Origin of the sequence: Terribacillus sp. DMT04, from assembly GCF_019056395.1 — a bacterium.
Lineage (GTDB): Bacteria > Bacillota > Bacilli > Bacillales > Amphibacillaceae > Terribacillus > Terribacillus aidingensis_A.
Genome location: NZ_CP077639.1, coordinates 14202 through 40261, shown reverse-complemented (window position 1 = coordinate 40261; position 26060 = coordinate 14202). Strand labels below are relative to the sequence as shown.

General features: G+C 38.7%; 27 protein-coding genes, 2 tRNA genes and 1 other annotated feature. Of the genes, 9 read left to right on the top strand and 20 right to left on the bottom strand.

Going from position 1 to position 26060, the window contains the following annotated elements; genetic code table 11:
• Positions 1-13: 13 nt before the first annotated feature.
• Together KS242_RS00200 and KS242_RS00195 are read left to right on the top strand one after the other, a co-directional pair.
• Positions 14-1105 (top strand): GerAB/ArcD/ProY family transporter, encoded by a 1092-nt coding sequence (locus KS242_RS00200; protein WP_217322528.1) that lies wholly within the window; start codon positions 14-16, stop codon positions 1103-1105.
• Complete coding sequence (locus KS242_RS00195; protein ID WP_217322527.1) at positions 1102-2346, top strand: Ger(x)C family spore germination protein; 1245 nt, start codon at positions 1102-1104, stop codon at positions 2344-2346. Before KS242_RS00200 ends, KS242_RS00195 begins: the two co-directional genes overlap by 4 nt.
• Before the next feature lie 475 nt (positions 2347-2821).
• Here the strand turns inward: KS242_RS00195 and KS242_RS00190 are convergent, their stop codons facing one another.
• Both KS242_RS00190 and KS242_RS00185 read right to left on the bottom strand, forming a co-directional pair.
• Entirely contained in the window at positions 2822-3352 is a 531-nt protein-coding gene (locus tag KS242_RS00190; protein WP_217322526.1) for a hypothetical protein, read from the bottom strand.
• 99 nt (positions 3353-3451) lie between these two features.
• Entirely contained in the window at positions 3452-3652 is a 201-nt protein-coding gene (locus tag KS242_RS00185; protein ID WP_217322525.1) for a hypothetical protein, read from the bottom strand.
• A 131-nt stretch (positions 3653-3783) separates the two neighbouring features.
• On the opposite strand from KS242_RS00185, the gene KS242_RS00180 reads away from it, so the two are divergent.
• Entirely contained in the window at positions 3784-4608 is an 825-nt protein-coding gene (locus KS242_RS00180; RefSeq protein ID WP_217322524.1) for an FRG domain-containing protein, read from the top strand.
• A gap of 215 nt (positions 4609-4823) precedes the next feature.
• Here the strand turns inward: KS242_RS00180 and KS242_RS00175 are convergent, their stop codons facing one another.
• From KS242_RS00175 to KS242_RS00165, 3 genes are all read right to left on the bottom strand, one after another.
• Positions 4824-5189: a helix-turn-helix domain-containing protein gene (locus tag KS242_RS00175; RefSeq protein ID WP_217322523.1), complete on the bottom strand. Its 366-nt coding sequence runs from the start codon at positions 5187-5189 to the stop codon at positions 4824-4826.
• A gap of 123 nt (positions 5190-5312) precedes the next feature.
• On the bottom strand, positions 5313-5555 hold the full coding sequence (locus KS242_RS00170) for a hypothetical protein (RefSeq protein ID WP_217322522.1): 243 nt from the start codon (positions 5553-5555) through the stop codon (positions 5313-5315).
• A gap of 60 nt (positions 5556-5615) precedes the next feature.
• Positions 5616-5951: a hypothetical protein gene (locus KS242_RS00165; protein ID WP_217322521.1), complete on the bottom strand. Its 336-nt coding sequence runs from the start codon at positions 5949-5951 to the stop codon at positions 5616-5618.
• A gap of 415 nt (positions 5952-6366) precedes the next feature.
• Here KS242_RS00165 and KS242_RS00160 point away from each other — a divergent pair, with 415 nt between their 5' ends.
• The 3 genes from KS242_RS00160 to KS242_RS00150 all read left to right on the top strand — a co-directional run bounded on the left by KS242_RS00160 (position 6367) and on the right by KS242_RS00150 (position 8034).
• Positions 6367-6822: a tyrosine-type recombinase/integrase gene (locus tag KS242_RS00160; protein WP_254391849.1), complete on the top strand. Its 456-nt coding sequence runs from the start codon at positions 6367-6369 to the stop codon at positions 6820-6822.
• A 275-nt stretch (positions 6823-7097) separates the two neighbouring features.
• On the top strand, positions 7098-7505 hold the full coding sequence (locus KS242_RS00155; protein ID WP_217322520.1) for a hypothetical protein: 408 nt from the start codon (positions 7098-7100) through the stop codon (positions 7503-7505).
• A 169-nt stretch (positions 7506-7674) separates the two neighbouring features.
• The gene (locus KS242_RS00150) at positions 7675-8034 is read left to right on the top strand and encodes a hypothetical protein (protein ID WP_217322519.1); all 360 of its coding nucleotides are present in this window, start codon (positions 7675-7677) and stop codon (positions 8032-8034) included.
• Between the two features lie 80 nt (positions 8035-8114).
• On the opposite strand, the gene KS242_RS00145 is transcribed toward KS242_RS00150, so the two are convergent.
• The 4 genes from KS242_RS00145 to KS242_RS00130 all read right to left on the bottom strand — a co-directional run bounded on the left by KS242_RS00145 (position 8115) and on the right by KS242_RS00130 (position 10718).
• A complete protein-coding gene (locus tag KS242_RS00145) occupies positions 8115-8534 on the bottom strand; it encodes a hypothetical protein (RefSeq protein WP_217322518.1) in 420 nt (139 codons plus the stop codon).
• 845 nt (positions 8535-9379) lie between these two features.
• The gene (locus KS242_RS00140) at positions 9380-10000 is read right to left on the bottom strand and encodes a hypothetical protein (protein ID WP_217322517.1); all 621 of its coding nucleotides are present in this window, start codon (positions 9998-10000) and stop codon (positions 9380-9382) included.
• Between the two features lie 21 nt (positions 10001-10021).
• A complete protein-coding gene (locus KS242_RS00135; protein WP_217322516.1) occupies positions 10022-10459 on the bottom strand; it encodes a hypothetical protein in 438 nt (145 codons plus the stop codon).
• Positions 10452-10718 (bottom strand): helix-turn-helix domain-containing protein, encoded by a 267-nt coding sequence (locus KS242_RS00130; RefSeq protein WP_217322515.1) that lies wholly within the window; start codon positions 10716-10718, stop codon positions 10452-10454. Before KS242_RS00130 ends, KS242_RS00135 begins: the two co-directional genes overlap by 8 nt.
• 769 nt (positions 10719-11487) lie before the next feature.
• Here KS242_RS00130 and KS242_RS00125 point away from each other — a divergent pair.
• Positions 11488-12393 (top strand): hypothetical protein, encoded by a 906-nt coding sequence (locus KS242_RS00125; protein ID WP_217322514.1) that lies wholly within the window; start codon positions 11488-11490, stop codon positions 12391-12393.
• On the opposite strand, the gene KS242_RS00120 is transcribed toward KS242_RS00125, so the two are convergent.
• The 4 genes from KS242_RS00120 to KS242_RS00105 all read right to left on the bottom strand — a co-directional run bounded on the left by KS242_RS00120 (position 12370) and on the right by KS242_RS00105 (position 16499).
• A complete protein-coding gene (locus tag KS242_RS00120) occupies positions 12370-13926 on the bottom strand; it encodes an Eco57I restriction-modification methylase domain-containing protein (protein ID WP_217322513.1) in 1557 nt (518 codons plus the stop codon). The two genes, KS242_RS00125 and KS242_RS00120, sit on opposite strands and share 24 nt — an antisense overlap.
• Before the next feature lie 1070 nt (positions 13927-14996).
• Positions 14997-15251, bottom strand: a complete 255-nt coding sequence (locus KS242_RS00115; RefSeq protein ID WP_217322512.1) for a hypothetical protein — start codon at positions 15249-15251, stop codon at positions 14997-14999.
• Entirely contained in the window at positions 15226-16269 is a 1044-nt protein-coding gene (locus tag KS242_RS00110; RefSeq protein ID WP_217322511.1) for a tyrosine-type recombinase/integrase, read from the bottom strand. The genes KS242_RS00115 and KS242_RS00110 overlap by 26 nt, the downstream gene beginning before the upstream one ends.
• A gap of 157 nt (positions 16270-16426) precedes the next feature.
• Positions 16427-16499: transfer RNA gene (locus KS242_RS00105), tRNA-Arg, on the bottom strand.
• A gap of 150 nt (positions 16500-16649) precedes the next feature.
• Between KS242_RS00105 and KS242_RS00100 the strand changes: the two genes are divergently transcribed.
• Together KS242_RS00100 and KS242_RS00095 are read left to right on the top strand one after the other, a co-directional pair.
• Positions 16650-17291 carry a deoxynucleoside kinase gene (locus KS242_RS00100; RefSeq protein WP_217322510.1) on the top strand — a complete coding sequence of 214 codons (642 nt, stop codon included), beginning with the start codon at positions 16650-16652 and terminating at the stop codon, positions 17289-17291.
• Positions 17288-17968, top strand: a complete 681-nt coding sequence (locus KS242_RS00095; RefSeq protein ID WP_217322509.1) for a deoxynucleoside kinase — start codon at positions 17288-17290, stop codon at positions 17966-17968. Before KS242_RS00100 ends, KS242_RS00095 begins: the two co-directional genes overlap by 4 nt.
• 24 nt (positions 17969-17992) lie before the next feature.
• On the opposite strand, the gene proC is transcribed toward KS242_RS00095, so the two are convergent.
• The 7 genes from proC to KS242_RS00060 all read right to left on the bottom strand — a co-directional run bounded on the left by proC (position 17993) and on the right by KS242_RS00060 (position 26010).
• Positions 17993-18814, bottom strand: a complete 822-nt coding sequence (gene proC, locus KS242_RS00090; RefSeq protein WP_217322508.1) for a pyrroline-5-carboxylate reductase — start codon at positions 18812-18814, stop codon at positions 17993-17995.
• Between the two features lie 133 nt (positions 18815-18947).
• Positions 18948-19040: transfer RNA gene (locus KS242_RS00085), tRNA-Ser, on the bottom strand.
• 214 nt (positions 19041-19254) lie between these two features.
• Positions 19255-20529, bottom strand: a complete 1275-nt coding sequence (gene serS, locus KS242_RS00080; RefSeq protein ID WP_217322507.1) for a serine--tRNA ligase — start codon at positions 20527-20529, stop codon at positions 19255-19257.
• A 49-nt stretch (positions 20530-20578) separates the two neighbouring features.
• Positions 20579-20782: a binding site (T-box leader), on the bottom strand.
• A gap of 423 nt (positions 20783-21205) precedes the next feature.
• Entirely contained in the window at positions 21206-22534 is a 1329-nt protein-coding gene (locus KS242_RS00075; RefSeq protein ID WP_254391759.1) for a D-alanyl-D-alanine carboxypeptidase family protein, read from the bottom strand.
• A gap of 107 nt (positions 22535-22641) precedes the next feature.
• A complete protein-coding gene (locus KS242_RS00070; protein ID WP_217322506.1) occupies positions 22642-23322 on the bottom strand; it encodes a uracil-DNA glycosylase in 681 nt (226 codons plus the stop codon).
• 68 nt (positions 23323-23390) lie between these two features.
• Positions 23391-25499: a TRAP transporter permease gene (locus KS242_RS00065; protein ID WP_217322505.1), complete on the bottom strand. Its 2109-nt coding sequence runs from the start codon at positions 25497-25499 to the stop codon at positions 23391-23393.
• Positions 25492-26010, bottom strand: a complete 519-nt coding sequence (locus KS242_RS00060) for a DUF1850 domain-containing protein (RefSeq protein WP_217322504.1) — start codon at positions 26008-26010, stop codon at positions 25492-25494. The genes KS242_RS00065 and KS242_RS00060 overlap by 8 nt, the downstream gene beginning before the upstream one ends.
• Positions 26011-26060 lie beyond the last annotated feature (50 nt).

Sequence of the window (26060 nt, the reverse complement as noted above, 5' to 3'; positions counted from 1 at the left end):
GGGGTGAAATCAAATGGAGCTAATCAAAAAACCAATGCGCGCTCGTGAATTAACAGCAATCATCTTTATGGTAATCGGTCTAAAAGGCGGTGATACAACACCAGCCTTATTTGCCGACAATGCACAAAATGCTCTGTGGATTTCACCTATTATTTCTACAATTGTCATCTTACCTCCATTTCTTACGCTTATGCATTTACTTAAAAAGTATAAAACGAAAAATCTTGTAGAATTGCTGAAACATCTGCTTGGAACAAAATTCGGTACATTCATCGGTCTTCTCTTGTTCTTCGGCGGCTTTTTTACAATGGCAACTGATATGCGTAATGTTGTAGAAGAATTAAATTACCTTTACTTTCCTAACGCTCCTACCTCCTTTATCTACATCACTTTCTTATTGATCATCTTATTTGTAGCAAATAAAGGATTTGAGACAATTGGCAGTCTTGCATGGGCGGTTATTCCGATCGTTGTGTTAACCATTGTCTCCGTTTTGTTTGTTGACCTTCAAGATACTGTATGGCAGCGTCTATTTCCCCTATTCGGAAGCGGTGCAGACGTTGTAATAAAGGATGGCATCTCCCTTTCTTCTGTTTTCTTAGAGTTTTTTCTTTTGACTATCGCTTACCAGGCATTCCATGATACAAGACAGTTTCACATTGGCATCTATATCGGAGGGAGTCTTTCCATACTTTTAATTGTCTCCTTCTATATCATTTACACTTTAATTTTTGACTACAACTCCATAAACGGCATCGCCTATCTTTATCAAGAATCAACCGAATCAGTCCCTTTAGGTCACTTTTTCACCAATATTAGCACGTTATTTATGGTCGGCTGGCTTTTTTCAAACTTTCTGCGATTCGCCATTTTCTTGTACTTGATTTGCTGGCTTTACGGAGCGTTGTTTCAGATTAAGCGCTTTGAAGGACTGCTCTTGCCAATAAGCTTTCTTGCTATGGTTATATCGCTAATACCTACTAATTTTATCGTAAACGAATTGATTGTTCGAAAAACAGGCTTACATTGGATTTCTCCAGTCTATCTATGTTTTCCATTCATCCTGTTGGTGTCTTCGATGTGGCGTGAAAGGAGGAGACAATGAAAAGGAATATATTAATTCTGCTTCTGCTTTTAATGCCACTATTATTGGGAGGCTGCTTTGATCAAAAAGAGCTGGAAGAGCAAGCTTTCGTAGTAAGTATTGGTGTAGACAAAACGGACCGAAGTGGGATTTACCGATTTTCCTTTCAAATCGCAAATCCGGAAGTTGGCAGTTCCGCATCTGGTTCGACTACAGATGAACCTCCGCAAGAAGTGATCAGTGTTCTTGGTACTGATTTTCTTACAGCTACAAATGCGGCAAATGCTACTGTCGCAAAGCAGATTGCATTAGAGCAAGCTAGAGTAGTCATTGTATCTGAAGAACTTGCGCGCTCGAAAGACTTTCTTTATTTGATGCAATCAGCGCCAAGTACAGTGGATTTGAAATTAAATGCCCAGTTAGTAGTTTCAAAAGAAAATGCAGAAACATTTATCCAGGAAAATAAACCGCAATTAGAATCCAGACCGCATAAGTTTTACCAGTACATGCTGGATAGAGCCAAGGAGACAGGTGTGATACCAGATGCACCTTTAGTTCGCTACTTTCTAATTACAGAGGGAGATGCCGATCTCTTTATTGCTCCTTTGGCTACAACAGAAAGAGATAAAGATCCAAAGTTTGGAGAAGAAGATCATTACAAGGCTGGAGAAATCCCGATAAAAGGGAAGAATCACACACAATTTATGGGATCGGCTGTTTTTAAAGAAGGACAGATGATTGACACATTAACTGGAGAAGAGACTAGATTCTGCCTTATGTTTGATTCTACACTATCCCAAAAAGATATAATTGCTTCCTACAATGATCCAATTAAACCTAGTTATCAAATAGCAGGACGTCTGGAAATAAACAAAGTAAAAACGAAGGTTGATTATAAAAAAGATAAACAATCAACAATTGATGTGTTTGTGAACTACAGCTTAAATGTGTATGCCATTCCCAGCACTGTAAACTACACTACAAACGATAAGAACAGACAAATACTGGAGCAATCTATTAATAAACAGCTCGGACAACGCGCCGATCGATTTATACGGCGAACACAAGACAAGTACAAAGGAGAACCGTTTTATTGGTCCTTGCATATTCGGCCTAAGTTCCTGACTATCAAACAATATGAAGAAGCAGATTGGTCCAAGAAAATCTACCCTAACGCAAAGGTCCGTGTTCACTTTCAATTAAGAGGGTTGGAATTTGGTAAGATGTTGCGTGAATCATCCATTACAGATGTGAGGGATTAGATGCCTATTTTTTATTTATCAGTTATCACTTTATTCATCGTATGTTATACGTCTCTATTCGCTTATAAGATTTATAAGGAGAAAAATAAGATGGGTTTGATAGCAGTAATCTTTCTTATACTAGCTGCAGTTGTCAGCCCGATTCTCCTAACTCTGTATAAATAACAAAAAAAACAGTCACAACCTAGACTAGGCTGCGACTGTTTTTTCATACGGCCCCGGCAAGATTCGAACTTGCGACACACGGTTTAGGAAACCGCAAAAAGCCATCATTATTCCGTTCATTTAACGTCTAACCCTATTTAGAATACGATTCCCTAACACGTTAGCTACAATGAGAAGGGGCGTTGTTCATGCATAGGAATTACGTTCTTTTTATCCGTTTGTTATAGTCATTATAAAGCAACTAACATTCTCTGTAAATACACTATTGTTATGGCTGTCGAACATGTCAGTACATAGATTACTTTAGTGATTACGAGAAAAGGTAAGTAATTACATTATAGTAGGCATTATCGGGACTTCTTTTAATTTCTGATATCTCTTTCTCTAAATAGCTTTCAAGACTCTCGTTCACGTATGCCACTTTCGTATTTTCGTAAGAGTTTTCAACATGTACGAAGCCTAATTGAGTAGACATTGATAAGGTAGACAAAACACCATCAGTTACTCTTAAAGCCATAGACTCGTCGAATTCCTCATTATATTCTATATAGACCTCTTTTACAGCATTCCTGACTGAAAATTCTTCCTCAGATTTATAGAACTTATACGCAATGAACATAGATATCTTAATTAATGGACTTGCCCCAACCAGCAGCTTACGAAAGAAATCCTCATCAAAGTAACTTGCAGACCACTCTTGAGTGTTTTCCGAATTGGAGTTTTTAAATATTAAGCTTTCCTTTAAGGTAGTAACTCCATCATCTACTCTACCAGTAATCTCCTTGATGCCGCTTATGCTTTCATTCAGAACTCCAACCTCATTCTTGAAGGTTTCTAGCATGGGTCGTATCTCATTTACTACTGAAAGGTTGTCGGCAGCCTCTTTAATTTGATTAGCAGATGCATCCAGTTTAGTATTAGCATTTTCATACGTGCTACTTTAGTAAAATGAATAAATAATTGCTACAACCGCTAAGAGAATTGAAACAATCGTACCTCCAAAACCAATATGAGAAACAATATCATTTTTATCCCCGTAAAAGAATGTGAACTGACCTACCATTATTAAGACTAATATTACAATCCAATAACCCATATCCTTCTTCTCAATTCTCGAATTTTTAACCTTTTCTTTTGACATAATTAACCTCCATTAGGTACTTTTAACCATAATACCTTACAATAAGATAAAAGGTAATATACCTTTTGAGATTTAATTGTTCTTAGCTATCCAAATTTGTTGGTTATATTAGAAGATAAGGAGGAAAGCTAATGTGGAAAGAAATTCAGATAGAGAATTGGCAGCATTTTGTTTCTTTGATACATAATGATTATGGTGGAAGTTGGATTTTCAGGGGGCAGAGTTCAACGGAATGGGACTTGGAGACTTCTTTTTATCGTGAGTGTAAAAAATCACTAGGCGACTATACAAATAGAGAAGGACTGACAATAGAAAAAAGTATATACAAGGAATTTCGTTCATCATATAAGCTATACTCAGCAACCCATATTATAGAACATTCACAAAATGAAGAGAGAAAAGCATGGTTAGAAGCAAGACTAGGTTATCTATCTATGATGCAGCACTACGGAACACCTACAAGGTTACTTGATTGGACATACTCTCCTTATATTGCTGCATTTTTTGCAATAGATAGTGCAATGAGTGATTTTTGTGTATATACAATAGACTCTACAGCATTAGAAAAATATTATTCAAAGAAGTTGGGAAGAGTCTATTTTTCAGCTGATTATCGTTACAAAGCACTCGCAAAGATTAGCACACGAGATAATAATCATCCGTACGTCTGGTTTCATGAACCTCTTGAGAAGAATGAAAGAATCCGAAAACAACAAGGGCTATTTCTAGTACCTAGTGTATTGGATAAATCTATCCAAGAGATATTGGAGGCTAATGGCATGGTTGAGGGCAAACTTGACGGTAATGAAGTAGGTCATAAACTTATTTTTAAAAAAGACCAAATAAACGAATGTTGGTCTCAGCTAAAGAAAATGAATATTACTCACGAAACAATTTATCCTGGCTTAGAGGGTTTCTGTAAGTCATTGAAGCTTAACATCATTAACAATAACTGAATTTTGTTGTAGTTCCTATTTCTACTCTTACTAAATATTATTGTTTATTAGAAGGGGGGTTATCCCCCTTCCCTCTTGTTATTGGTTATTGTTATATGGTTCTAGTTATTGGTTCTAGTTAAGTATCTAAGGTGTGTACTAGGTATATACAAAACAAATACACTCCACTCACTACTATGAATACAAGTCCATCACACATATAGGGACACGTTCCCTTATGATTGCTTTTGAACAGCTGCTACTTCTCCGTGGAATATCGAAACCTGCGATATCGGATGAATAGTATAGATGGAGTTAGCGTAGCCTCTATTGTTGTATACAATTCTTCTGGTAATAATCGGCTTACCATCCACTTCAAAATCTAGTAACGCCTTTATATGGCGGTTAATAAGGTTTTTGGTCGTTCCTGTCCGTTCGGCAAGTTGTCGCTGTGTTGGGTAGCACTCCCCCTTCTCGTCCATGTATGAAGCTATAGCAAGTAAGGTCGTCAAGTACTTACCTAGTTTTGCTGCTACACCGCTTGTGAACAATGAAATGTGTACCTTCAAAAAAACACCATTGTTGATATTGTCCTTTTCCATAACAAGATTCCTTCTTTCGTTGATTCTCCGCTTGTAGCGGGTACATCAACTATTGGAAGGCGGTGAATTGATTTGTGACTAAAAAAACCGTCATGCAGAATAAGCTACGACGGTATTCCTATTTTATAGATGTTCTTTTATTCCATTCTCACTTAAAAGATACTGTATCTTCCATAAGTCTTCTTGTGATAATAAAATATCCAATTTCCCTTTTGAAGCAACTATCAGGCTTAACATAGATAATACCGATTCTTCCGTGATGTTGTAGTATTTAGTCACTTCACTAAGGCTTGAGAAGCTTGTAGGGGGAAGTAAAATTGTATCTTCCTCTTCTCTCATTTGTTGGGCACGGTTCGTTAAGTTCATAATTCGTCATCCTTCCTTATTTTTCTGTTATATTCTTACATCTCAAAGTAATTAGGGGCATTAACCTAGACAGTATTGAATCCTCAGTTCCTTAGCTACTTTCGATTCGTGTAGTAGTCTTGATAGATTAATACACTCACGCCTTGTAATAAGTACGTTTGGATGTTCGTATAGTCCTTCACTTAATTCAAGCATTTCTCGGACTAACTCCTCTTCTACCTCATACAGTTCTGCACAGCGTTCTACGCTGATAAAACTGTTTCGAGGAATCGCTAATATAGTTTGTACCATATCCCTAACCCTTCTACTGTTATCCAGTTCCATTAAAAGAAAAGTTTCTAGCTTCTCGTTACCCATAATTTCTTCTGGTGAGTATAAATTAAAAATACTGGTCATTTTTTCCTCCTTTCTCGCTTTGTGTGTGCTATTGGAAAGGATACTTAGCTAGTGTGACAAGAATCGCGAAACATATTTTGATGGTTACATCCGGCATAAAAATTTGATGCCTATTTTCTCCAAGCCCCCAAATCACTCAACACACAACCCCTTCCGCCATGTACCCGGGGTCTCTTTTTCGCGAATGTATGAATATATGCAAAAACATACATTCAATTAATTGATTTCATTGTACTAAGTGATAATTTTAGGTAAAATGAGATTGTACGAAAAAAACATACATTCAAAACACCGTTTTTAAAGGTCTGGAGGAATGGCTATGAATCAAGTAAAGGATGTACAACCAATCCGTAGTAAAGAGATTATTGATGATATGAAATGGAGTTTGAAGAAATGGTGAGGGGAACGTGACTACATATTATTCTTACTTGGAATAAACACCGGCTTACGTGTAGGAGACCTATTGAAGCTAAAAGCAAGTGAACTTAGAAGGAAGAAAAAGATAGTAATATATGAGGGAAAGACCAAGAAGCCTCGAACAATAAATGTTTCCAACATCTATACAGAGATACAAGATTACTTAAAAGGGCTTGATAGTGAGTGGCTATTTCCTTCCCGTAAAGGAGACAAACCCATTACACCGACACAAGCATATAGGCAACTTAATAAGGCAGGAAGAATGGTTGATATAGAGGAAGGTATAGGAACCCATACAATGCGTAAGACCTTTGGATACTGGTTCTACAAGCAGACAAAAGATGTTGCCAAGTTGCAAAGAATATTAAACCATTCCCGCCCGGAAATCACCCTTATATATATTGGCATTACAGATGAAGAAATTGAAGCAGACTTGAATAGCTTCGTATTATAACAAACACGTAGACGCAGCCCTAATTGTTAGCTGTGTCTTTTTGTGTGCTTATATAGCCACTCTCACCGTTCTCCTCTTTCTATCTAACTTTCTCATGTGAACTATCCAAACACCTCTCAAATGGCTTCTAGGGCTTGATATAAAGGCATTTACAAGTCGTAAGTTACATCGGTGAAGAGAGGAATGCGTACCTTTATGCCTCCCTATAGTGGGTCTGAAGATACTCCATTACACAAGAACAATTCCTAACAGACAAGGCAACAAGAGAACAGCACATGGAACGCGTGGACGTTTTGGACAAAGTGAAAGGCCTTCTACTAATGCCCGGCACGGAATTGGCTACGGTTAAGCAAGTAGCAGACTTCTATAACGTAGGATTCGAAACACTAACATCGACAATGGGCTACAACAAAGAGGAATTAGCCGAGGACGGTTTACGTAGATATACCCGTGACGAAATCATTTCCGAGTTAAAGGTTGAAGTTCAGCTTTTAGAAAATAAGATGGGAAAGGCAGTTGTGACGCTTGCTAGTGGGGAAAAACTTGAGTTAGCAAACCGCGGCTTACGCTTATTCCCACGCCGGGCAATCCTTCGCGTTGGTATGTTGTTGCGTGATTCAGAAGGGGCGAAAGAAGTAAAAGAAAAGCCCCCTATTCCCATGTCAAAGAATAGAGGACTTTGAGTTGTGTAAGTTAGCCAAACACACAACAAATTAGGAAGAACTCCGATTTACAGAAAAAGAAATCGAAGCCCCATCATTATACGATATTTCATATATAAGCAAAACCCATACCTTTACATTAGCAGTGTATTTGATACCATAAACTAGCAATGAAAGGAGTGTTATTAGTATGACTAAAGAGGATAACAACAAGGTAGTAAACACAGATTCAGAAGGTATAACAGAGGAAGGGGCTAAAAGAATACTTGAGGAATTAAATAAGTTGAAAGAAAATATGCATGGACACTTTGATAGGATGCACGAGAAATTCGACCGATTTGACGAGAGTTTAAATAGAATTGATGAAAAGCTTGGTGAAACTAATGACAGCCTAGGGAAAGGATTCAATGGAATTAGCAATAAATTAACCAACAATATGAATCGCCTAGACGATATAAACCAACAGCTGTCCAAACAAAGTAGATTATTAGATAATGAGAACGAATACCTTCGAATTATCAAAGACAAACATAAACAATGTGACGAATAATGTATGTATAAGTAGAGGTACGGGCAATGAAGCCTATCACCTCTACCTGGTCATATTGAATAATATTCTTCAAAAAGCTTTTATTTACCGTTATTTATCAGTTCTCCAAATGTCTTACTCTTTAACTGACTAGTACCACTTTCCTTACCTACCTTGGACTGCTGTTGTTTCACCTTCTCCATATGTTCTTTCTTTAGCCGTTCTCTTTCAGTCATCCCGTATTGGATTTTGATAAGAGGGTTAGCCTTTTGAATGTTCTCCTTCGTTATCTCCTGACTGAACATACTATCGAATAACCCATCCCCACGCTTCTCTGCGTTTTGATTATATGCTTCACTCATTAGTTTCTGACTGTTTAGTGAGGTGTTTTTAGTACTTATGTGGATAGCCGTGGCTTCTCCTCTGTTCACATATTCGTTATATAATTCCAAAGCGTCTTCATCTCCGTTGAGTGCTTTCATTTGTAGTTCCTCGATATGCTTTTGCTTGTTAGTTTTCATAATATCTTTCCCCTTTAATGATTTTTATTGGCTATGTTTGATTCAAGAAGTTTTTTGCGGCTGCTGACTATACATATGAAAACAATGCTTTACGTAGGCTTTATAGTCTCGTACTGTCATCTGGTTACGTTTAGCTAGCATAGGTACTAAAACACCATGGAATCTCTCCTGGACTTCTATGGGTTGTGAATCTATCCAGTGAAAAGGATACCTATTGCCTTTGGAGATATTCGTTCTTTTGCTGAGGTATATTACATTCTCATACACATCCCCTAAGCCGTAGCCCCAAGAGATTGGAATAAAATGTTCCACTGTAATTTCTGGTGAACCTGTTAGAATACAAATACTGTTCTGTTCCCGCAGAATCTTCTCTCGCGTTTTCACAGACATTTTAGAAGGTAAGCCCTCCCTTAACGCCCTACTCCTATGATTAATAACTGATTGCGATAGGTAGCCATCTTCCATCCTTTTCATGCGTTTGTAGTTCGCCATGCACTCTTTACAATCAGTTCGTCTCTCCTTACGGTTCTTACCAAACTTACTAATCGGTAATAGTCGTCTACACTTTGTACAAATACGGTTTTTATTTGTACTCCTTTTGAATAGTATGAGTTCTTTATGCCCTTCTATTGTTCTTACTCCCATCAGTAATACCCCCATGTTCTGTTGTGTTGATTAGAAAATTATTTGAAATGCTATAACTGTAAAAACAGTTAAAACTGTTGTATCTAGCGTCTTTTTTACTCCATCCATGCCGCTTACCTCCGTTGTGCTGATTAATAAAAAAAGAGACGTGGAATTAACTCCTCGCCTCTTGTGCCTTCACTGATTTAGCTATTAAATTATCATTTGAACTTGTTTCTGTTTCTTTCGGTCAAAGGGTGAATCTTTCCATGCCATGCTTCTTTTATTTCATCACGATAAATCATTGGATTATACCTTTCATCATCAAGCTGTCCAGTCTGATTCAATCCAAGGTGGAAATCATAATAGGTATCGCGGTTACGTAGTCCTACTTTCTCCTCCATTTCACGAAATGTCTTACTATATTCACTTTCATACTTCCTTTTCATCTTGCTGTAATCAACTAGGGTCTCAAGGTAAGCTAGCTTCAATTCATTCATCTTGTCGAAATGATTACGGAATATTTCATCTTTTTCATTCACAAAATTACGACGTTCAATGTCTACTTCGTGTTTTTTGGTTTTTAGTTCTTTCTCAATCACACCATCAATCTGTTGTAGATGACCTTGCTTTATGATAATATCCCGCTGAACATTCTCTAACCGACTGGCTAACTCCTCATTAGGTTCCTTGCCGTTAAGGATAGCTTTATTAAAATCCTCTTGTTGTGCCTCTGATAATGAATTAGCTTCATCGTTTAAATCACTGATTTGTTGGGCAAGTAGCTGCTTCCTTTCTTCGCCATTTTCTATTAACTGTTTCAATTCATTTACTGTTTCCACGTTCTCTCTCTCCTTTTATGATTACTTGATTCGCTTAATGTTGTTGGAATGGTTATTCTTATCACCTTTTCTTAGCATTTTCTGAATGTCTGCTAACATATCTCCGGATAGTCCGTTCTTGGCAATGTCGCTTTTACTATCATCTACAGAACCTGATTGTTTCTCATTTTTTAAGAGACCATGAATCTTAGCGAAAAGTTCTAGATATTTGACCCCTCCTGTTTGCATCCGTTCTGACAGAATGGAATAGAACTTCGGAATATCATCAATACTCATTTCCTTTTGGAATTCTGCATATAATTGACGTCCATGGAAGCTATTCTTATAGGTGCTTAATGTTTTTCTGCTAATACCATGATAAGTAGCGATATCTTCCATGCGTTCTCCATCAAGCCTCCGTTTAAACATATCCTTTATGATGTGAAGCTGTTTATCATTTAATCGCTGTGTCTTATCCATTCTTTATTCCTCCTTTCACATATTCAACAAGAATGTGTATTGCCGCAATCTCTTCGTAAGATAGCTTGAGTTTATAGATTAATCCCCGCAACAATAACCCTTGATTACGTTCTGATATACCTCGTTCTCCATTTTCGATTTTGGACAAGTAGTCAGGGTCAATGCCGACTTTCTTAGCAAAATCATTCAATTTCATTCCCTTTAAGTAACGTGCTACCTTTACCGCTTGTCCTTTCAATACGAATGTATCGTTCTTCACTTTTCTCCCTCCTTTGATTTGTACTCCTATCCGTATTTGTGTAACTTTACAACGCAAATAAAATAACCAGACAGCAACCGTACGCCGTCTGGTACTTTATATGATAGTCAACACAAGAGGAGTAAAAGGAAACACCATGCATGATTATTTCCTACCTACTAAGCAAACAAATCGCATCTAATACAAGTTAAATAGAGAACATTTCCTGCGTTTGGGTACAAAAAAAACGAGACTAAAGCGTCTCGCGGCATCTAGCAAGTATTATCGTATATAAATCAACAATATTAGTTACTGTTTGTAAATATAGTTCGAGTTTACGAGAACATGCCTTAGGCGTAATTACTTTGGTTCTTTGACAAAAGAACAGTCTACTAACTCCTTGAATCTTATCGACTTCGCCGAATCGCTAACGCAATTTGTTTTAAGAACGAATAACTTTAACTTTATAAGTTATCATATGTTTCTATTATATAGGCGTTGTATTAGGCTGAATTACAAGTGCTGAATTGATTCACACTCTTCAAAACGGCTGAACCCTTTGTCCCCCACGGTTATAGAGATTGTTAATTTTTTGTTACAAAGGGACATAACACTTGTAGAAAATTAGTTCCATTATTAAATTCCTATACTTAATAAAACTTTTTTGTGAAAGCTAATTCCAAGATTAGACATATTATATCCCCCTCTAAGAGGTTTATGTTTTCAAAGTGTTTTTGTGATTTATGGTATTATTATGGTGTTTTATAAACTATTTCAAGGAGGAAGTTGAATGTACAAGGTTGATAACTTCTCTAAAGAAAACTTACTAAAAATTTATCGAGAATTCGGGGAGGAAGTTTATGAAGAAGTTAAATATAATAAAAAGCCAATTGATAAATGGAATAGTAGAATTAAGAAATTAACTAAGAATTTACTAGACACCTTGATTAAAGATGAGGAATTAACTAATGAACAGCGTCTAAATAAAGTCTTAATGGTTCATTACTGTTCTTATATTGTAATGATTGAATATAGGAATAGAATGCGACCGTACGAGTACATGGATTTCACTCGCAGAATAGGTGAATTATGGGAACCTTTTTGTAAACTGTGTTGGGAATATACCTCTTTAAAAGGTATCGCGGAAATTATTCCACCTAAATTTGAAGAAGCAAAGGAACAACTTCTTGGAAACTTGAATGAATTTTTGGATTCTACGCCACTAACTAAAGAAGAAAGGCAAGAACTAAATAAGTATTTAGATTTAATTTGGGAACTTGTAGCTTCTGGTGAAATAAAGCTGGAAAGCGACTTACACTTCGTTAAAGAAGAAAATGCCTCATATAGCACAAAATATAATATTGATTTCAAAAGTGGATTCAATTCAAACGAAAAGGGGAATACCAATAGATTACTTATGGTAGGAAGTATATACAAAAAATTAGACCCAGCTTACCAAAATTTATTATTAGTTAGGGCTGAAGAAAGTGAAAATAACCACTACCTTCAAACCCTTAAAAATTCTAGTCAATGGGAAGTCTATTGCGGACATGAAACTTACGAAAAGATAGAACATCTGACTGGATTCCCACTAAAAAAATGGATAATAGAAAACATTGATTGGGAAAATGATTTAGATAATGAAACAATAACTTATTTAAGAGAAAATTCTTTATCCCAGTACCTTCGTTGGTAATTCTTCATATTCATATAGAGTGTTGAAAATTTGATTTAGTTCTATTTGTAATTTTTCATCCAATGCGTTTTTATCCTTTATATGTTTAATCATTTTATTAACTAAATTGTTTACATATTTTAAATCATTCTCATTCTTTGGTAGTACTATTGGAATCTTCTTTAGGTAATTTGCTGAGTTATTTGCCGTATGGTTAATTGTCTGAATTATGGTGTTAACAATATCAGAATTAAGTAACGCTAGTAAATAGTTTAAATACTTTTCTTCTTTAGGAAATATACCAACTACAGATTGGTCAAATACTTGATTATCTATTATACTTGCTTTAACTTTACTAGACTTAACCATCGGCACTGCAATACCTTTTCTGAAATAATATTTGGAGTTTTGTAATCTTGCCTTTTTGTCTGTTCTATAATGTTTTAATGCTTCTTCTCCCCAATCGATAAACCATTCATTATTTCTATGGTACATACCGGCATTTCCTTTTGTGACAGGAATAAAGTGCTTATCACCTTCTATACCATCAAGTAAGTTTCTATATTTTAAGTAATTGTATTCTACTTTATTCTTATCAACTAATTCACATTTTGTAGGATTTCTCACTTGTGAATTTAACACTTTGAAGTATTCTCTATTGTTTCCCGTATAAATTCCCGTCACACAATCTGCAACATCGCTTAGTGTCAAAGAAGGATTATTTATAAGGTATCTAACTTTGTCCCCAGCCTTAATTAAAAATGCCATGTCTATCGAATCAAAAATTTCCTTTTGAGGAATATCCACCACACTATATTTATCAAAATTTGTTCTATTAGTTATATCTTCAATATCTGAAGCCCTGTTTAAATTACTAATAATTTTCACTGTATTTGATAATGCTTGTTCTTTATTAGTCTTTTCAAGAGTAATTATAGTTAGGTTAGAGTAACCAAAGTTTACTCCCGGAAAGAATTTAGATGGTATCATCAAAATTTCATGTATTTTTGTATTAAGCAATAAAAATTCACGTAGATTTCTATGCATATGAAGATTCATAAATGTATCAGGAATAATGAATGTTAATACTCCATTTTCTTTTAGCAAAGAGATACAACGTAGTAAAAATAAAGCATAGGTTTCTTTCACATAAAATCCCTTATAAATATTTTTGAGTTTTGCCCGTTTTTCATAATCCTGCCAAGCACCATAGGGAGGATTACCAATCACTCTGTCATAATCTCCATTCATAAACACCTTCATATCAAGTTCCATATCTAACAAAGTATCTGATTCTACTACTTGAATATTTGAATATCCATCATACTTGTTGTTCAAGACATCTATTGCTTGAGGGTTTAAGTCGTAGGCATCAATATTTGTATTTGGTTTTTGCTTTAATAGTGCGTCAATAAATACACCATCACCCGCAGAGGGTTCAAGAACTGAGTGAGTCTCATTTAAATTCAACATTTCAATCATATAATCAGTGATGAATTCTGACTTTGTATAATAGGAACTATATAGATTTTTATCCTTATTATTTTTTTCCATAGTGATAGATTAATACCTCTTCTCTGTAAGCTTATGATTAGCTTATGTTAAACATAAGCTAATCATAAGCTTTAGTCAATAGATTCAACTAAGAAATTCATCAGAGAAAGCAAGTTCATATAAATGCTTTAATTCTACCAATCTATTAATACAACTTTAGTCTTGTGAATTGCAATACCAATTATGCCCTAGTTCTTCGGCTTCTTCCTCTGTTTTCATATCAAATTCGAAATACATAGCCCTTTTATCTTCTTTACCATTTTATTATCTAAACCTATACCATTACATGCTAATAACATGTAATCCTAACGTCCGTTATCCATATTTTATATAATCTCTTCTATAGTAAGTTATCCTAATTGTCGTTAATTTCATTAAATATTCTTATGTTTTTTAGTATTTAATCTTGCTTTTTGGTTTTCTCTTTGGCAGCATCTTGAGGGCTTGTTTGGGAAAACGTAAGGCATAAAAACGACTACCTTATAAGCAAGATTTAAAAATAATCTGCTATAAGAATAGTCGCTTATACTTGGACAACATCTGTCGGGAATTATTGAGGTATCCGCAGTGTATCCCTATCAACGAAAAGATTCCTCTTTGTTATTCCTACTGCTTCAAACAGCCCTGGCAGTTTCATTAGTCCTCTACGTCTTACACTTTGGCTTTTCGACTAGTTAACCCCGTACCTCGCATATTGGAGGACTAGGAGAAGGTTTTCTAATTACTCATGGAATAACCTACACCGTCCGTAAACGGTCTGTCTTTCCTTCATTCAGCACTTAATGGCAGCTTTCTCCTTTCAGACACAAGCATGATAGGGTATGCTTACATGTCCTAGACTTAGTTTGTGCGGCGGCTAAGTCGTAACCTTTCGTGTTTTGATTATCGTCGTGCTAGCTGGCAAATCCACGACGGACGTACCATTCACTGAAAAAAGGGTATAGTTAAGAAGCCTTGCAATATCGTATTTTTTTCGATAACATGAAGGTAAGTGAATGATAAGTCATATTAAATTGTGATTTATCTTGTGTGTTTGGGTCGCCTACTGCAATAGGCGGCTTTTTCTTTTATTAGCGTTTTATAGCGTCTGAGAGATTGAGTAATGTAAGTGCTAGTTGTTCAGCTTCTTCCACACCAAATGTAATGTAATAAGACTTCTCATCACTTTCCTCGTAATACTCCAAGCGAATAGTATTATCTGCACCTTCCTCTTCCTTCGCTACTCCGTAGACTCCTTTGGCTTCCGACAAGTTGAAATAGTTGTTAGAAACCTTCACAAACGATTTATCACCATTAGAATCAAAAATCTGAAGACGACTTTCCATTTCTGTTCCTCCTAAGCTTTATAGCAGGACTATACAGCGTGTGTTGTTGCCGTATAGCCTTGTCATCTAGTTGAATGTACTTACGTGTTGTCGATATATCTGCGTGTCCGACAATCCTTTGTAGTGTAAATATATCACCACCATTCATAATGTAATTCCTACAAAACATATGGCGAAATACATGGGGTGAAACACGCTTTGTTATACCTGCTAAGTCTTTATAGTTGTTCAACCTCTTACGAAAGGAATTAGGGTTGTATCGTGTACCTATATTCGAAACGAAGACATACTCCGTATCAAAGTTAGCTTTGTTTTCTGCCACCAACTCCAAAAGTAGCTTTACTACTTGATTGGAAAGTGGGAGTATTCTTGGCTTACGATTTTTGTTCTTAGTAGCGGGCAGAATTATAGCCCTCGTCTTGAAGTCGATATCGCGGTTTTCAAGTTCGCATACTTCGTTTATTCGCATACCTGTGTCCAACATGAGATACATCATTACTAAGTCTCTAAACTGGGCATAATACTGTTCATCTGGAACGCTTATCAGCTTGTTGACTTCTTCATCTGTGAGAGGCGTTAGCCCGTCTTCATCGACCTTCATAAGCTGAATATTCCTAGTCGGGTTATTATTAATGACTTCTTCCTTGTATAACGCATTGAAGAACGTCTTCAAGAAGCGTATCCTCACATTTATAGTGAATGGCGATAACCCTACACTTTTTGTACGGTCGTTATACCTTTCCTCTCGCAAGTAAAGAAGGTACTCACGGATAATCGCTGTATTAATTTCATGAATCATTTCTATCTCTGGATGGTTTTCGTTTAACCATGAAAGAAAGTAATCCATCAAATGATGATAGTCCGATACAGTGCGTTTCCGAACACCTAAACTCTTTTTAAGTGATAGAAAGCTTTGAAATGATTCTTCTATTGTCGCTTGTAATGGAATATAGTCGCTAATTTCTCGTGCTTTACGAGTAGTAACAATGGGTTTACCTTTGCGACTGTTTGAGGGCAAAACAAAAACGCCACCTTTCGTAACTTATTCCAATACGGATAAGGAACGTGAAATGACGTTAATGTTCGGTGCAATGAGGACAATAGAAACCGTATCCCTTCGGTTTAGCTAACGCGAGAGAGAAACGGCTTAAAACCGCTACATAAAGGTTATATAACGGCCCCGGCAAGATTCGAACTTGCGACACACGGTTTAGGAAACCGATGCTCTATCCCCTGAGCTACGGAGCCACGACAAGATACATTATAGCGAATTGCAGCTTCCTTGCAAAGTCTGCTGTATTTTCCAGCAGTTTCTCGCTTTGCAATATCGAAGCACAAGCTCTTCTATGGTAAACTATATTTATTTGCCATACAACGTTTTAGTTTGGAGGATACAGCATGCACCAGCTGCCTTTTATTGCAGTGGAAGGGCCGATTGGTGTCGGAAAGACATCATTGGCTAAAAAAATTGCAGACCATTTTCATTACGAACTATTGAAGGAAATCGTTGAAGAAAATCCATTCTTAGGAAAGTTTTATGAAGATATTGATGAGTGGAGCTTCCAGCTGGAAATGTTCTTTTTAACAAATCGATACAAACAGCTAAACGACATTCGCAGGGATTATCTATCCCAGCAAAAGCCAGTTGTAGCAGATTATCATATTGCTAAAAATATGATCTTTGCACAGCGTACACTTGCATCAGCAGAATTTGATAAATACAGCAAAATCTTCTCTATCTTAACAGAGGATGTTGCATTGCCGAATATGGTTATCTATTTGGATGCCAGCTTGGAAACATTGCTGAAACGAATTGAGATGCGAGCCCGTACTGCCGAGCAGCATATCCAGTCTGACTATTTAGAGCACTTGGCTGCTGATTATCGGAACTTCATGGATCAATTTGAAAAAGAAAATCCACATATCCCTGTGCTTCGTCTTAGCGGTGATAAATTGGACTTTGTGCAAAACGAACAAGATTGGAAGTATATATGTGAAGAGATTTCCTCTCACTTGGATAAAGGAGTAACATCATCATGAATTTTAGAGAGAAATATCAGATTCCTGCTGACAGTGTCATTACCATTGCAGGTACTGTTGGTGTTGGAAAATCAACTATGACGCAAGCATTGTCTCAAGCATTGGATTTTCGCACAAGTTTTGAGAAAGTAGATGGCAATCCATACTTGGATAAGTTTTATGCTGACTTTGAACGCTGGAGCTTCCATCTGCAGGTTTACTTCCTAGCTGAACGATTTAAGGAGCAAAAGCGAATCTTCGAATACGGCGGCGGCTTCATTCAAGACCGCTCTATTTACGAAGACACCGGTATATTCGCCCGCATGGCTTATGAAGAAGGAAATATGTCTGATGTAGATTATGAAACGTATCGTTCTCTCTTTGATGCCATGGTGATGACACCTTACTTTCCGCATCCAGATTTGCTAATCTATTTGGAAGGTTCCTTTGACCACATTATCAGCCGTATTAAACAGCGCGGCCGTGAAATGGAACAGCAAACACCAATCAGTTATTGGGAAGGAATGTTCCATCGTTATGAGAAATGGATTAATAACTTCAATGCTTGTCCTGTATTGCGGGTAAACATTGCCGACTATGATCTGCTCGATCCAAATACATCAATAGAGCCGATCTTAGAAAAGGTTGGCCACTTTATTCAGCATTCACGTAAATGGACATCCCGTCAGCCTAACTAAAAATCCGCCTTTGTGGCGGATTTTTTATTTGCTGTATGCTTGTCCCATCTCTTTAGAACGTGCTGCAGCTGCCTGTACACACGCTGTAACAGCCGCTTTCACATGTTGCTCCTCCAGCACAGAAATTCCCGCTGCAGTAGTCCCGCCGGCGCTGGTAATGTTAGCCCGCAGCTGTGCAGGAGATAAATCAGACTGCTCCAGCATGGCTGCTGCCCCTTTAAAAGTTTGAATCAAAAGCTGTTTCCCGACTTCTTCATCTAATCCAACTTTGAGGCTGGCTTCTTCTAATGCTTCCATTAGATAATAGATATAAGCAGGCCCGCTTCCGGATATTGCAGTAACAGCATCCATTGATTCCTCTCCTACTTCAACAGCAGAACCAACAGTCCCAAACAGTTGCTGTACAAGCTGCAGCTGATGCTTGTCAGTAAATGTTCCGGCAGCTATTGCTGTGGCAGATTCTAGAATTGTTGCAGACGTATTGGGCATCACGCGGATGACTGGCTGTCCTACAGGCAGGAAGCTTTCCAAGTAAGCACTAGTTATACCTGCCATGAGGGACACAACAATTTGCTGCTTTTTCAGCTGTGCTTTCCCTAAGCTATGTAATGCCTGTTCAGCATCTTTTGGCTTTACAGATAAAATAATAATATCTGTCTCCTGCAGCAAGTCAATTTGATTACGAGTTACTGTGACACCGTATGCAGCTTGCATGTGCTGCAGTCTTTCCTCATTGGCATGATTTGTCACCCAAATATGCGAGGCAGGCAGAAGCTCGGCTTTAATTACACCCCTAACAATAGCTTCTGTCATCGCTCCTGCTCCTATAAAAGCTATTTTATCCATAAAAGCCTCCGTTCCACGTGAAACACGTTTGTTGTATTATCTAACGCTGCTGTCCGGAAATCAATATATAAAAAAAACCGTTACGAAAACGTAACGATTTTGTATATCTCCAATTTTATGCGTTTGTAAAATATGGCGGAGGAAGAGGGATTCGAACCCCCGCGAGCCGTTAAGCCCCTGTCGGTTTTCAAGACCGATCCCTTCAGCCAAACTTGGGTATTCCTCCGTAAGACAAGATATAATATACCATGTACACTCTAGTGATGTCAAGAAAAAATGAAAAAATGGCGAAGGAGGGGGATTTGAACACCCGCGAGCCTTATTAGACCCCTGTCGGTTTTCAAGATCAATCGCTTCAGCCGAACTTGGGTACCCCTCCATGCTTTTGTCTCCAAAAACTATCTCACCATATTTTCTCTATCTCTGTCAAGAAACGAAGATTAGCGGATCTCTGTTTTGCCACCCATGTAAGATACCAATACTTCTGGTACTTTAATGGATCCATCTGCTTGCTGGTAGTTCTCCATAATTGCAGCAACTGTGCGTCCCAATGCCAAACCAGATCCATTCAATGTGTGCACAAATTCTGGTTTGCTCTTTTCATCACGTTTGAACCGAATGCCAGCACGGCGAGCTTGGAAGTCCTCGAAATTAGATACAGAAGAGATTTCCCGGTATGTGCCGCTGCTTGGCAGCCATACTTCTAAATCATACTTTTTCGCAGCAGTGAAACCAAGATCACCTGTGCACATGCTCATCACTCGATATGGCAGACCGAGCAGCTGTAAGACTTTTTCTGCATGACCAGTGATTTCTTCTAACACAGCATAAGAATCTTCTGGTTTAACGAACTGCACCAATTCTACCTTGTTAAACTGATGCTGGCGAATAAGGCCACGTGTATCACGGCCAGCAGAACCAGCTTCAGAACGGAAAGATGCACTGAACGCTGCAAACTTCTGCGGCAGCTGTTCCCCTTTTAAAATCTCTTCTCGATAATAGTTGGTAACAGGTACTTCTGCTGTTGGGATAAGGAAGTAATCCCATCCTTCTACCTTAAAGGCATCTTCCTCAAATTTCGGCAGCTGACCTGTTCCTGTCATGCTTGTTCTGTTTACCATATAAGGAGGCAGCATTTCTTCGTATCCATGTTCATCTGCATGAAGATCCATCATGAAGTTGATCAAAGCGCGCTCCAGACGTGCACCTAATCCTTTGTAATATACAAAGCGGCTTCCCGTCACTTTACCAGCACGTTCAAAATCAAGAATTTCTAAATCAGCAGCAAGATCCCAATGTGCTTTCTCTTCGAAATCTTTCTGCTTCACCTCGCCCCACATACGTGCTTCTACATTATCATCTTCAGATTCGCCTACAGGAACGCTCTCATGCGGAATATTCGGGATAGAGAGCAATAGCATATCCAGCTCGCTTTCCACCTCACGAAGCTCCTCATCATAAGCTTTGATTTGATCGCCTACTTCACGCATTTCCTTGATCTGTGCATCAGCATCTTGTTTCTCTTTCTTCAGTACAGCAATTTGTTTTGATACTTCATTGCGTTTTGCTTTCAGTTCTTCTGTCTCATTGATCAGCTTACGGCGACGTTCATCCAGGTCCCCGAACTTATCCAAGTCACTTAAATCTTCACCACGATTTGTAAGCTTCTGTTTTACTTCTTCAAAATTAGAGCGCAGATATTTCATATCCAGCATACATGCTTCCTCCTTTTTTCTTAAACAAAAAACACCCCGCCCCTTTAAAAAAAGGGACGAGATGTTTCACCCGCGATACCACCCTGATTGAAGACAAAAGAACTGTCTTCCGGCTCAACAAGATAACGGTTTGTACCGGGTATGTCTCCATACCGTTCCAGGATGGATTCACTCACAGCGCTGCATCGACTTTCACCAGCCGTCGACTCTCTCTAGCATGCTATGGGTTACTAGTTCCTATCATCACGTTGTTGTTATTCTTCCTAAAGAATAGCTAATTCCAGGTGATTATGCAAGTATGATATGCAATTCTGAATCTATCTTCCACAAAGAAAAGGTGATTTATACGTAAAAACCCCGAAAAGATGAACTCTCCGGGTTTTTTACTTATCTTTACGTTCCTAAACGGCTTTCTCCGCTTTTCTTTGATGTCCAGCTGCACAGACCAGAAACTGCGGTATAGGCGATAAATCCCTGCATGAGACAAAGCACCTCATTCCGGGCTTTCTCACCTATTCCTCCGTTTCTAACCGGTCTTCTCCGCTTTTCTTTTTGTCCAGCTGCACAAGCCAGGAACTAGAGGATAAGCAATGAATCTCTGCGTGGGGAAAATCACCCACTCCGTGCTCCCTTGCTTATCCTTACGTTCCTAAACGGCTTTCTCCGCTTTTCTTATTTAAAACCAGCCTTTAACTGTGTCTGCTACGCTAGTGAAGATGCCGGAGAAGAAGTCTCCGATGGCTCCTAGGGTAAGCATGAACCAGTTTGATTTTTCAACGTCTTCTGATGCGACGATGTCGACAGTGTAAGAGCCGCCGTTGATGTTTCCTAAGTCATCACCATCATAGACAAGTGTAGCTGTACCCACTTTATCGCCTTTTTTCACTGGAGCTACTAGCTCGTCATCTTTGTTCAGCTTGTCCTCATCGACTTTGAATTCAAGATGATATTTATCTTCTTCACCGTTCTTAACAGATGTTGTGATTGCATCTTTTGTTGCAATGGCTGCTGTATCTTCTTTTCCTTTTGCAACAGATATAGATTCATGGTCTTTGATTTCTGTGCCGGCTTTATAAAGCTCTGTTTGTTCAAACTGATTGAAGCCGTAATCCAGCAATTTCGCTGTTTCTTGGAAACGTGCTTCTTCGCTCGCTGTCTTCATCACAACAGTAATATATCGCTGTCCATTTCTTTCAGCTGTACCTGTAAAGCAGTAACCAGCTGCATCGGTGTGCCCTGTTTTTAAGCCATCCATGCCTTCATAGCCATATGCTTCTAGGTAGCCAGGCATATTCGGCAGCATCCAGTTCCAGTTTGTGATTTTTTTACCATCAAACTCTGTTTGTGTTGTGCCGGCAACTTCGAGTGCCTCCGGATGATCTTTGATTAGGTTATAAGCAAGAATACCAGTTGATCTGGCTGACATAAGGTTGTCATCGTTAGCTCCCGTTCCCTCAGGACGCTTATCACCAAGGTCAGAGTTAGCAAGACCAGAAGCATTAACGAATTTGTACTCTTTCATGCCGATTTCTTCGGCTTTATTGTTCATCATTTTGACGAATTCTGTTTCACTGCCAGCTACAAGTTCTGCTAACACGACAGTAGCAGCATTATCCGAGTAGATAGCCATTGCATTGTAAAGATCACGCACTGTGTAATCTTTGTCCTGTGTAAGCCCTGTACCGGAGAAATCCTTATTAGCTGAAATGGCATACGGATAATCGCTCACTTGCGTTGTTGTATCCCAGGAAATAGTCCCAGCTTCAATCGCATCTAAGATAAGATATTCCGACATCATTTTTGTCATACTTGCTGGAGGTAAAGTGAGATCAGGGTTCTTCGCATATAATATCTCACCAGAGTTGGCGTCTATTAGAATTGCGGATTCCGCTTCGATATTCAAGCTTCCCGCAGCTTGTGTGTCTAGTGGCTTTGCTGTAAAAGTGCTAAACGTAATCAGCATCGCGAATAAACCGATCATCGATGCTTTCAAAAGATGTTTCAAGTGTTTCTACCTCCACAAATATATAGAATCGTTATTTTATATCCTCGCTATTTTACCATATAGGGCAGCTAGAGGGGAACGTACTTTGTGACGATTCTACATTTTGTTCACAAGTCCGGCACACACCAATCAATTGGCTGCAGTTCATTGCTTTTCAATATGTCATTCGTTTTAGAAAATGGCTTGCTGCCAAAAAATCCGCGTCTTGCTGATAATGGGCTTGGGTGAACAGATGTGAGTGTATAATGCTTGTCGGTGTCTATCAGATTCCGTTTTTCCTGTGCATGTTTTCCCCATAAGATAAAGACAACTGGATCTTGCTTGTCATTGAGTGACTGAATTACACGATCGGTGAAATGTTCCCAGCCTTTGCCGCGATGAGATGCAGCTTGATGTGCTTCTACTGTTAACGCCGTATTTAAGAGAAGCACACCTTGCTCAGCCCAGTGCTTCAGATAGCCGTGATTTGGGATGGAACATCCAATATCGTCAGCTAGTTCTTTATAAATATTTACAAGTGATCTTGGCACTTTCACTTCTGGCTGGACTGAAAAGCTGAGTCCATGTGCTTGATTTGGACCGTGATACGGGTCCTGCCCAAGAATCACGACCTTTGTCTGCTGGAAAGATGTCATCTGCAAAGCTTCGTATATATGATGCATATCTGGATAAATTGTCCGTTCCTGATAAGCCGTTTTTAGAAAGATTCGTAGTTTCTGGTAATACTCCTTATCAAATTCATCTTGCAATATCTCCTGCCAGTCATTATCAATCATTTGTTTTACCATACTTTTCACCTCCCGGCCATTGTACCAAACCTATACCCGGATTACCCGAAAGAAAAAGCCACCTTCCATTAAGAAGATGGCTTTGTTACAGGCACATTCCATTCGGAACGTTTAACGAAGTACTGAATGGCAATCAATGCTGCAAAAGTAATAATACCTGCTATTCCTGTCCATAGATTCGGATAAATGAGCACCAGACCTCCAATTATAGCTGCAAATCGCTCTACGATATGTAACTTTCGGTACCAGTAGCCGATAATTCCCGCTCCAATACTAATCATACCGAGAAACGCTGTGAGGAAGATCCAAATAACATGCAGATAGTTACCATCTATATCATAGAGTAATAACTGTGGCTCCAGTACGAACATGTACGGAATGATAAAGGCAGCAATGGATAACTTCGCAGAGTTCAGTCCGGTAGCAATCGGTCTTCCTCCAGACATTCCTGCTGCTGCAAATGCCGCCAGCGCTACAGGTGGAGTGATATCCGCCATAATACCGAAATAGAACACAAACATATGAGCCGATAAATCATTTACACCTAGTAAGATAATTGCCGGAGCTGCAATTGTTGATGTAATAATATAGTTGGCCGTTGTTGGGGCTCCCATCCCTAAAATTAAACTTGCAATCATCGTAAAGAACAATGTTAACAGCAATTTCTCATTAGCCAAGTCGACAAGGCTGTTCGCCAAGCTTAGCCCAAGGCCTGTTTTTGTCACAACAGCAACAATGATTCCGGCTGCAGCTGTTGCTGCGATAACACTTAGAGCTGTTCTTGCTCCTTCGGCTAATGCCTGAATCGTATCAATGAAATTCTCATCGAAAAAGTAACTAACAATAACTGTAACCAGAGCGGCCACTATTAAAGCTGTTTCAATTGATATTCCGTTTGTCACTGCACCGTATATAAGATAAGCAGCGAAGGCTGCCGCAAACACAATTGGATAAAGGTGTTTGTAACGTTCTTTCCGCAGTAAACCAATTAAAATACATGTAATAATACCATATACCGCAGCGCGCATAATACTTAAACCAGAACTCAAATAAAACACCATGGCGACGATGGGGAGAAGCAGATAAAGGTTTTGCAGCACTTCTTTCTTATTTGGCATCTCTTCTTTCTTTAATCCGCGCAGTCCCGTTTTCTTCGCTTCAAAATGAGTCATAATCCAGATACCCGAGAAGTAAAGAATGGCTGGGATGATTGCTGCTTTGGCAATCGTCCAGTAGCTTACTCCAATGAATTCGACCATTAAGAAGGCTGCTGCCCCCATGATGGGCGGCATAATTTGTCCTCCTGTAGATGAGGATGCTTCCACAGCTCCTGCAAAGTTCTTCGAATAACCAAGTCGCTTCATCATCGGAATTGTGAATGATCCCGATGTCACAACGTTAGCAACAGAACTCCCGCTTACTGTCCCTTGCAAAGCACTTGAGAAGATGGCAACCTTTGCTGGACCGCCAATTCTTCTGCCGGCAATAACCAACGCCAAGTCATTAAAGTACTGTCCAACACCAGTCTTAACAAGAAAGGCCCCAAACAGCAAGAATAGAAATATGTATGTAGCTGATACACCAATTGGAGTGCCTAAGATTCCTTGTGTTGTAAAGAATAGTGACTGTACCAAAGTATCAACGTCCACACCTGGATGCAACAGGAATCCCGGCATTTGCCGTCCCCAATACGCATAAGCCAAGAAAGCGACTGCGATGATGACAATCGGCAGACCGACCGTCCGACGTGTTGCTTCTAATACAAGAAGGACAGCCAGCGTGCCAACGGCGAAGTCCATCGTTGTAATCTGTCCGGCTTGTGATATTATCTCATTGTACATCACCGGCCAATAAGCACCTACGACGAATCCAAGAACAGCCAGCAGATAATCATACCAAGCTATTTTTGTCCGGCTGCTTTTCTTAGAAGCTGGAAAAAGCAGAAATATTAATACAAGGCCGAAACCTAAGTGAATGGAACGGTGAATCTGGGTAGGAATATTTCCGTAAGTTGATGTATACAGCTGATAAATGGAGAAAGCAAGTAACCCATAAAAGACAATCAAGCTCATGAATCCAGCAAGTCTTCGGAAATTCGATTCGGAGTCATATTTCTCAATCAGCTGCTGCTGTTGTTCTTCTGTCATTCTTTCTGCTTGTGCTAGCTTGTTACTCATATAATCTGTCTCCTTTCCAAAGCATCCATTTATTTACGTTACGAGTTTTAATCGCAATGGTCTCGCCTGGACCGATGTTATCTTGCAGCGAGTAAGAGGTATTATTATAAACAATTTGATGATTAGCTTTTACAGCTCCAATCGTGAGATAAAGCTTGTCTGTTGAACCTTGTAGATTGGATATAATGTATTTCCCGTCTTCCATCGTGAAAGTTTGACCTGCTTCCGCATTTGCTGGCATCCCTACTCCTGTGTCTTCATAAATCAGCTGATAAGGATATAAACGCCCCGCTTGCACACGATACTCTTCGCGTACATCTGATAAGTGAATAGAATGCGTGTATTTGATTTGGAAGTGATCACCATCTGCTACCGGCAAATAGCACAGCAGCTCCCCACTATCCGGATTCTCCAAAGCAAGAATTTGGTGAGATGGGTAGACTAAATACCACAGAAATAAAGCTCCAAAAGGAATTACCAGCAGCCCGTATTTTAAACGAAGCAGCTTCATACTCGAACACCCTTTCAACCTTAAAAAATCGCCGGTAACCGAGGTATACC

Excerpts from the sequence above, each read along its gene's own strand:
- KS242_RS00200 (WP_217322528.1), top strand. The coding sequence starts at position 14 with ATGGAGCTAATCAAAAAACCAATGCGCGCTCGTGAATTAACAGCAATC.
- KS242_RS00185 (WP_217322525.1), bottom strand. The coding sequence starts at position 3,652 with ATGTCAAAAGAAAAGGTTAAAAATTCGAGAATTGAGAAGAAGGATATG.
- KS242_RS00070 (WP_217322506.1), bottom strand. The coding sequence starts at position 23,322 with ATGGTAAAACAAATGATTGATAATGACTGGCAGGAGATATTGCAAGAT.
- KS242_RS00190 (WP_217322526.1), bottom strand. The coding sequence starts at position 3,352 with ATGCTAGAAACCTTCAAGAATGAGGTTGGAGTTCTGAATGAAAGCATA.
- KS242_RS00100 (WP_217322510.1), top strand. The coding sequence starts at position 16,650 with ATGCACCAGCTGCCTTTTATTGCAGTGGAAGGGCCGATTGGTGTCGGA.
- serS (WP_217322507.1), bottom strand. The coding sequence starts at position 20,529 with ATGCTGGATATGAAATATCTGCGCTCTAATTTTGAAGAAGTAAAACAG.
- KS242_RS00125 (WP_217322514.1), top strand. The coding sequence starts at position 11,488 with ATGTACAAGGTTGATAACTTCTCTAAAGAAAACTTACTAAAAATTTAT.
- KS242_RS00120 (WP_217322513.1), bottom strand. The coding sequence starts at position 13,926 with ATGGAAAAAAATAATAAGGATAAAAATCTATATAGTTCCTATTATACA.
- KS242_RS00065 (WP_217322505.1), bottom strand. The coding sequence starts at position 25,499 with ATGAGTAACAAGCTAGCACAAGCAGAAAGAATGACAGAAGAACAACAG.
- KS242_RS00180 (WP_217322524.1), top strand. The coding sequence starts at position 3,784 with ATGTGGAAAGAAATTCAGATAGAGAATTGGCAGCATTTTGTTTCTTTG.
- KS242_RS00175 (WP_217322523.1), bottom strand. The coding sequence starts at position 5,189 with ATGGAAAAGGACAATATCAACAATGGTGTTTTTTTGAAGGTACACATT.
- KS242_RS00165 (WP_217322521.1), bottom strand. The coding sequence starts at position 5,951 with ATGACCAGTATTTTTAATTTATACTCACCAGAAGAAATTATGGGTAAC.
- KS242_RS00095 (WP_217322509.1), top strand. The coding sequence starts at position 17,288 with ATGAATTTTAGAGAGAAATATCAGATTCCTGCTGACAGTGTCATTACC.
- KS242_RS00145 (WP_217322518.1), bottom strand. The coding sequence starts at position 8,534 with ATGAAAACTAACAAGCAAAAGCATATCGAGGAACTACAAATGAAAGCA.
- KS242_RS00155 (WP_217322520.1), top strand. The coding sequence starts at position 7,098 with ATGGAACGCGTGGACGTTTTGGACAAAGTGAAAGGCCTTCTACTAATG.
- KS242_RS00135 (WP_217322516.1), bottom strand. The coding sequence starts at position 10,459 with ATGGATAAGACACAGCGATTAAATGATAAACAGCTTCACATCATAAAG.
- KS242_RS00060 (WP_217322504.1), bottom strand. The coding sequence starts at position 26,010 with ATGAAGCTGCTTCGTTTAAAATACGGGCTGCTGGTAATTCCTTTTGGA.
- KS242_RS00170 (WP_217322522.1), bottom strand. The coding sequence starts at position 5,555 with ATGAACTTAACGAACCGTGCCCAACAAATGAGAGAAGAGGAAGATACA.
- KS242_RS00195 (WP_217322527.1), top strand. The coding sequence starts at position 1,102 with ATGAAAAGGAATATATTAATTCTGCTTCTGCTTTTAATGCCACTATTA.
- KS242_RS00115 (WP_217322512.1), bottom strand. The coding sequence starts at position 15,251 with ATGGAAAGTCGTCTTCAGATTTTTGATTCTAATGGTGATAAATCGTTT.
- proC (WP_217322508.1), bottom strand. The coding sequence starts at position 18,814 with ATGGATAAAATAGCTTTTATAGGAGCAGGAGCGATGACAGAAGCTATT.
- KS242_RS00150 (WP_217322519.1), top strand. The coding sequence starts at position 7,675 with ATGACTAAAGAGGATAACAACAAGGTAGTAAACACAGATTCAGAAGGT.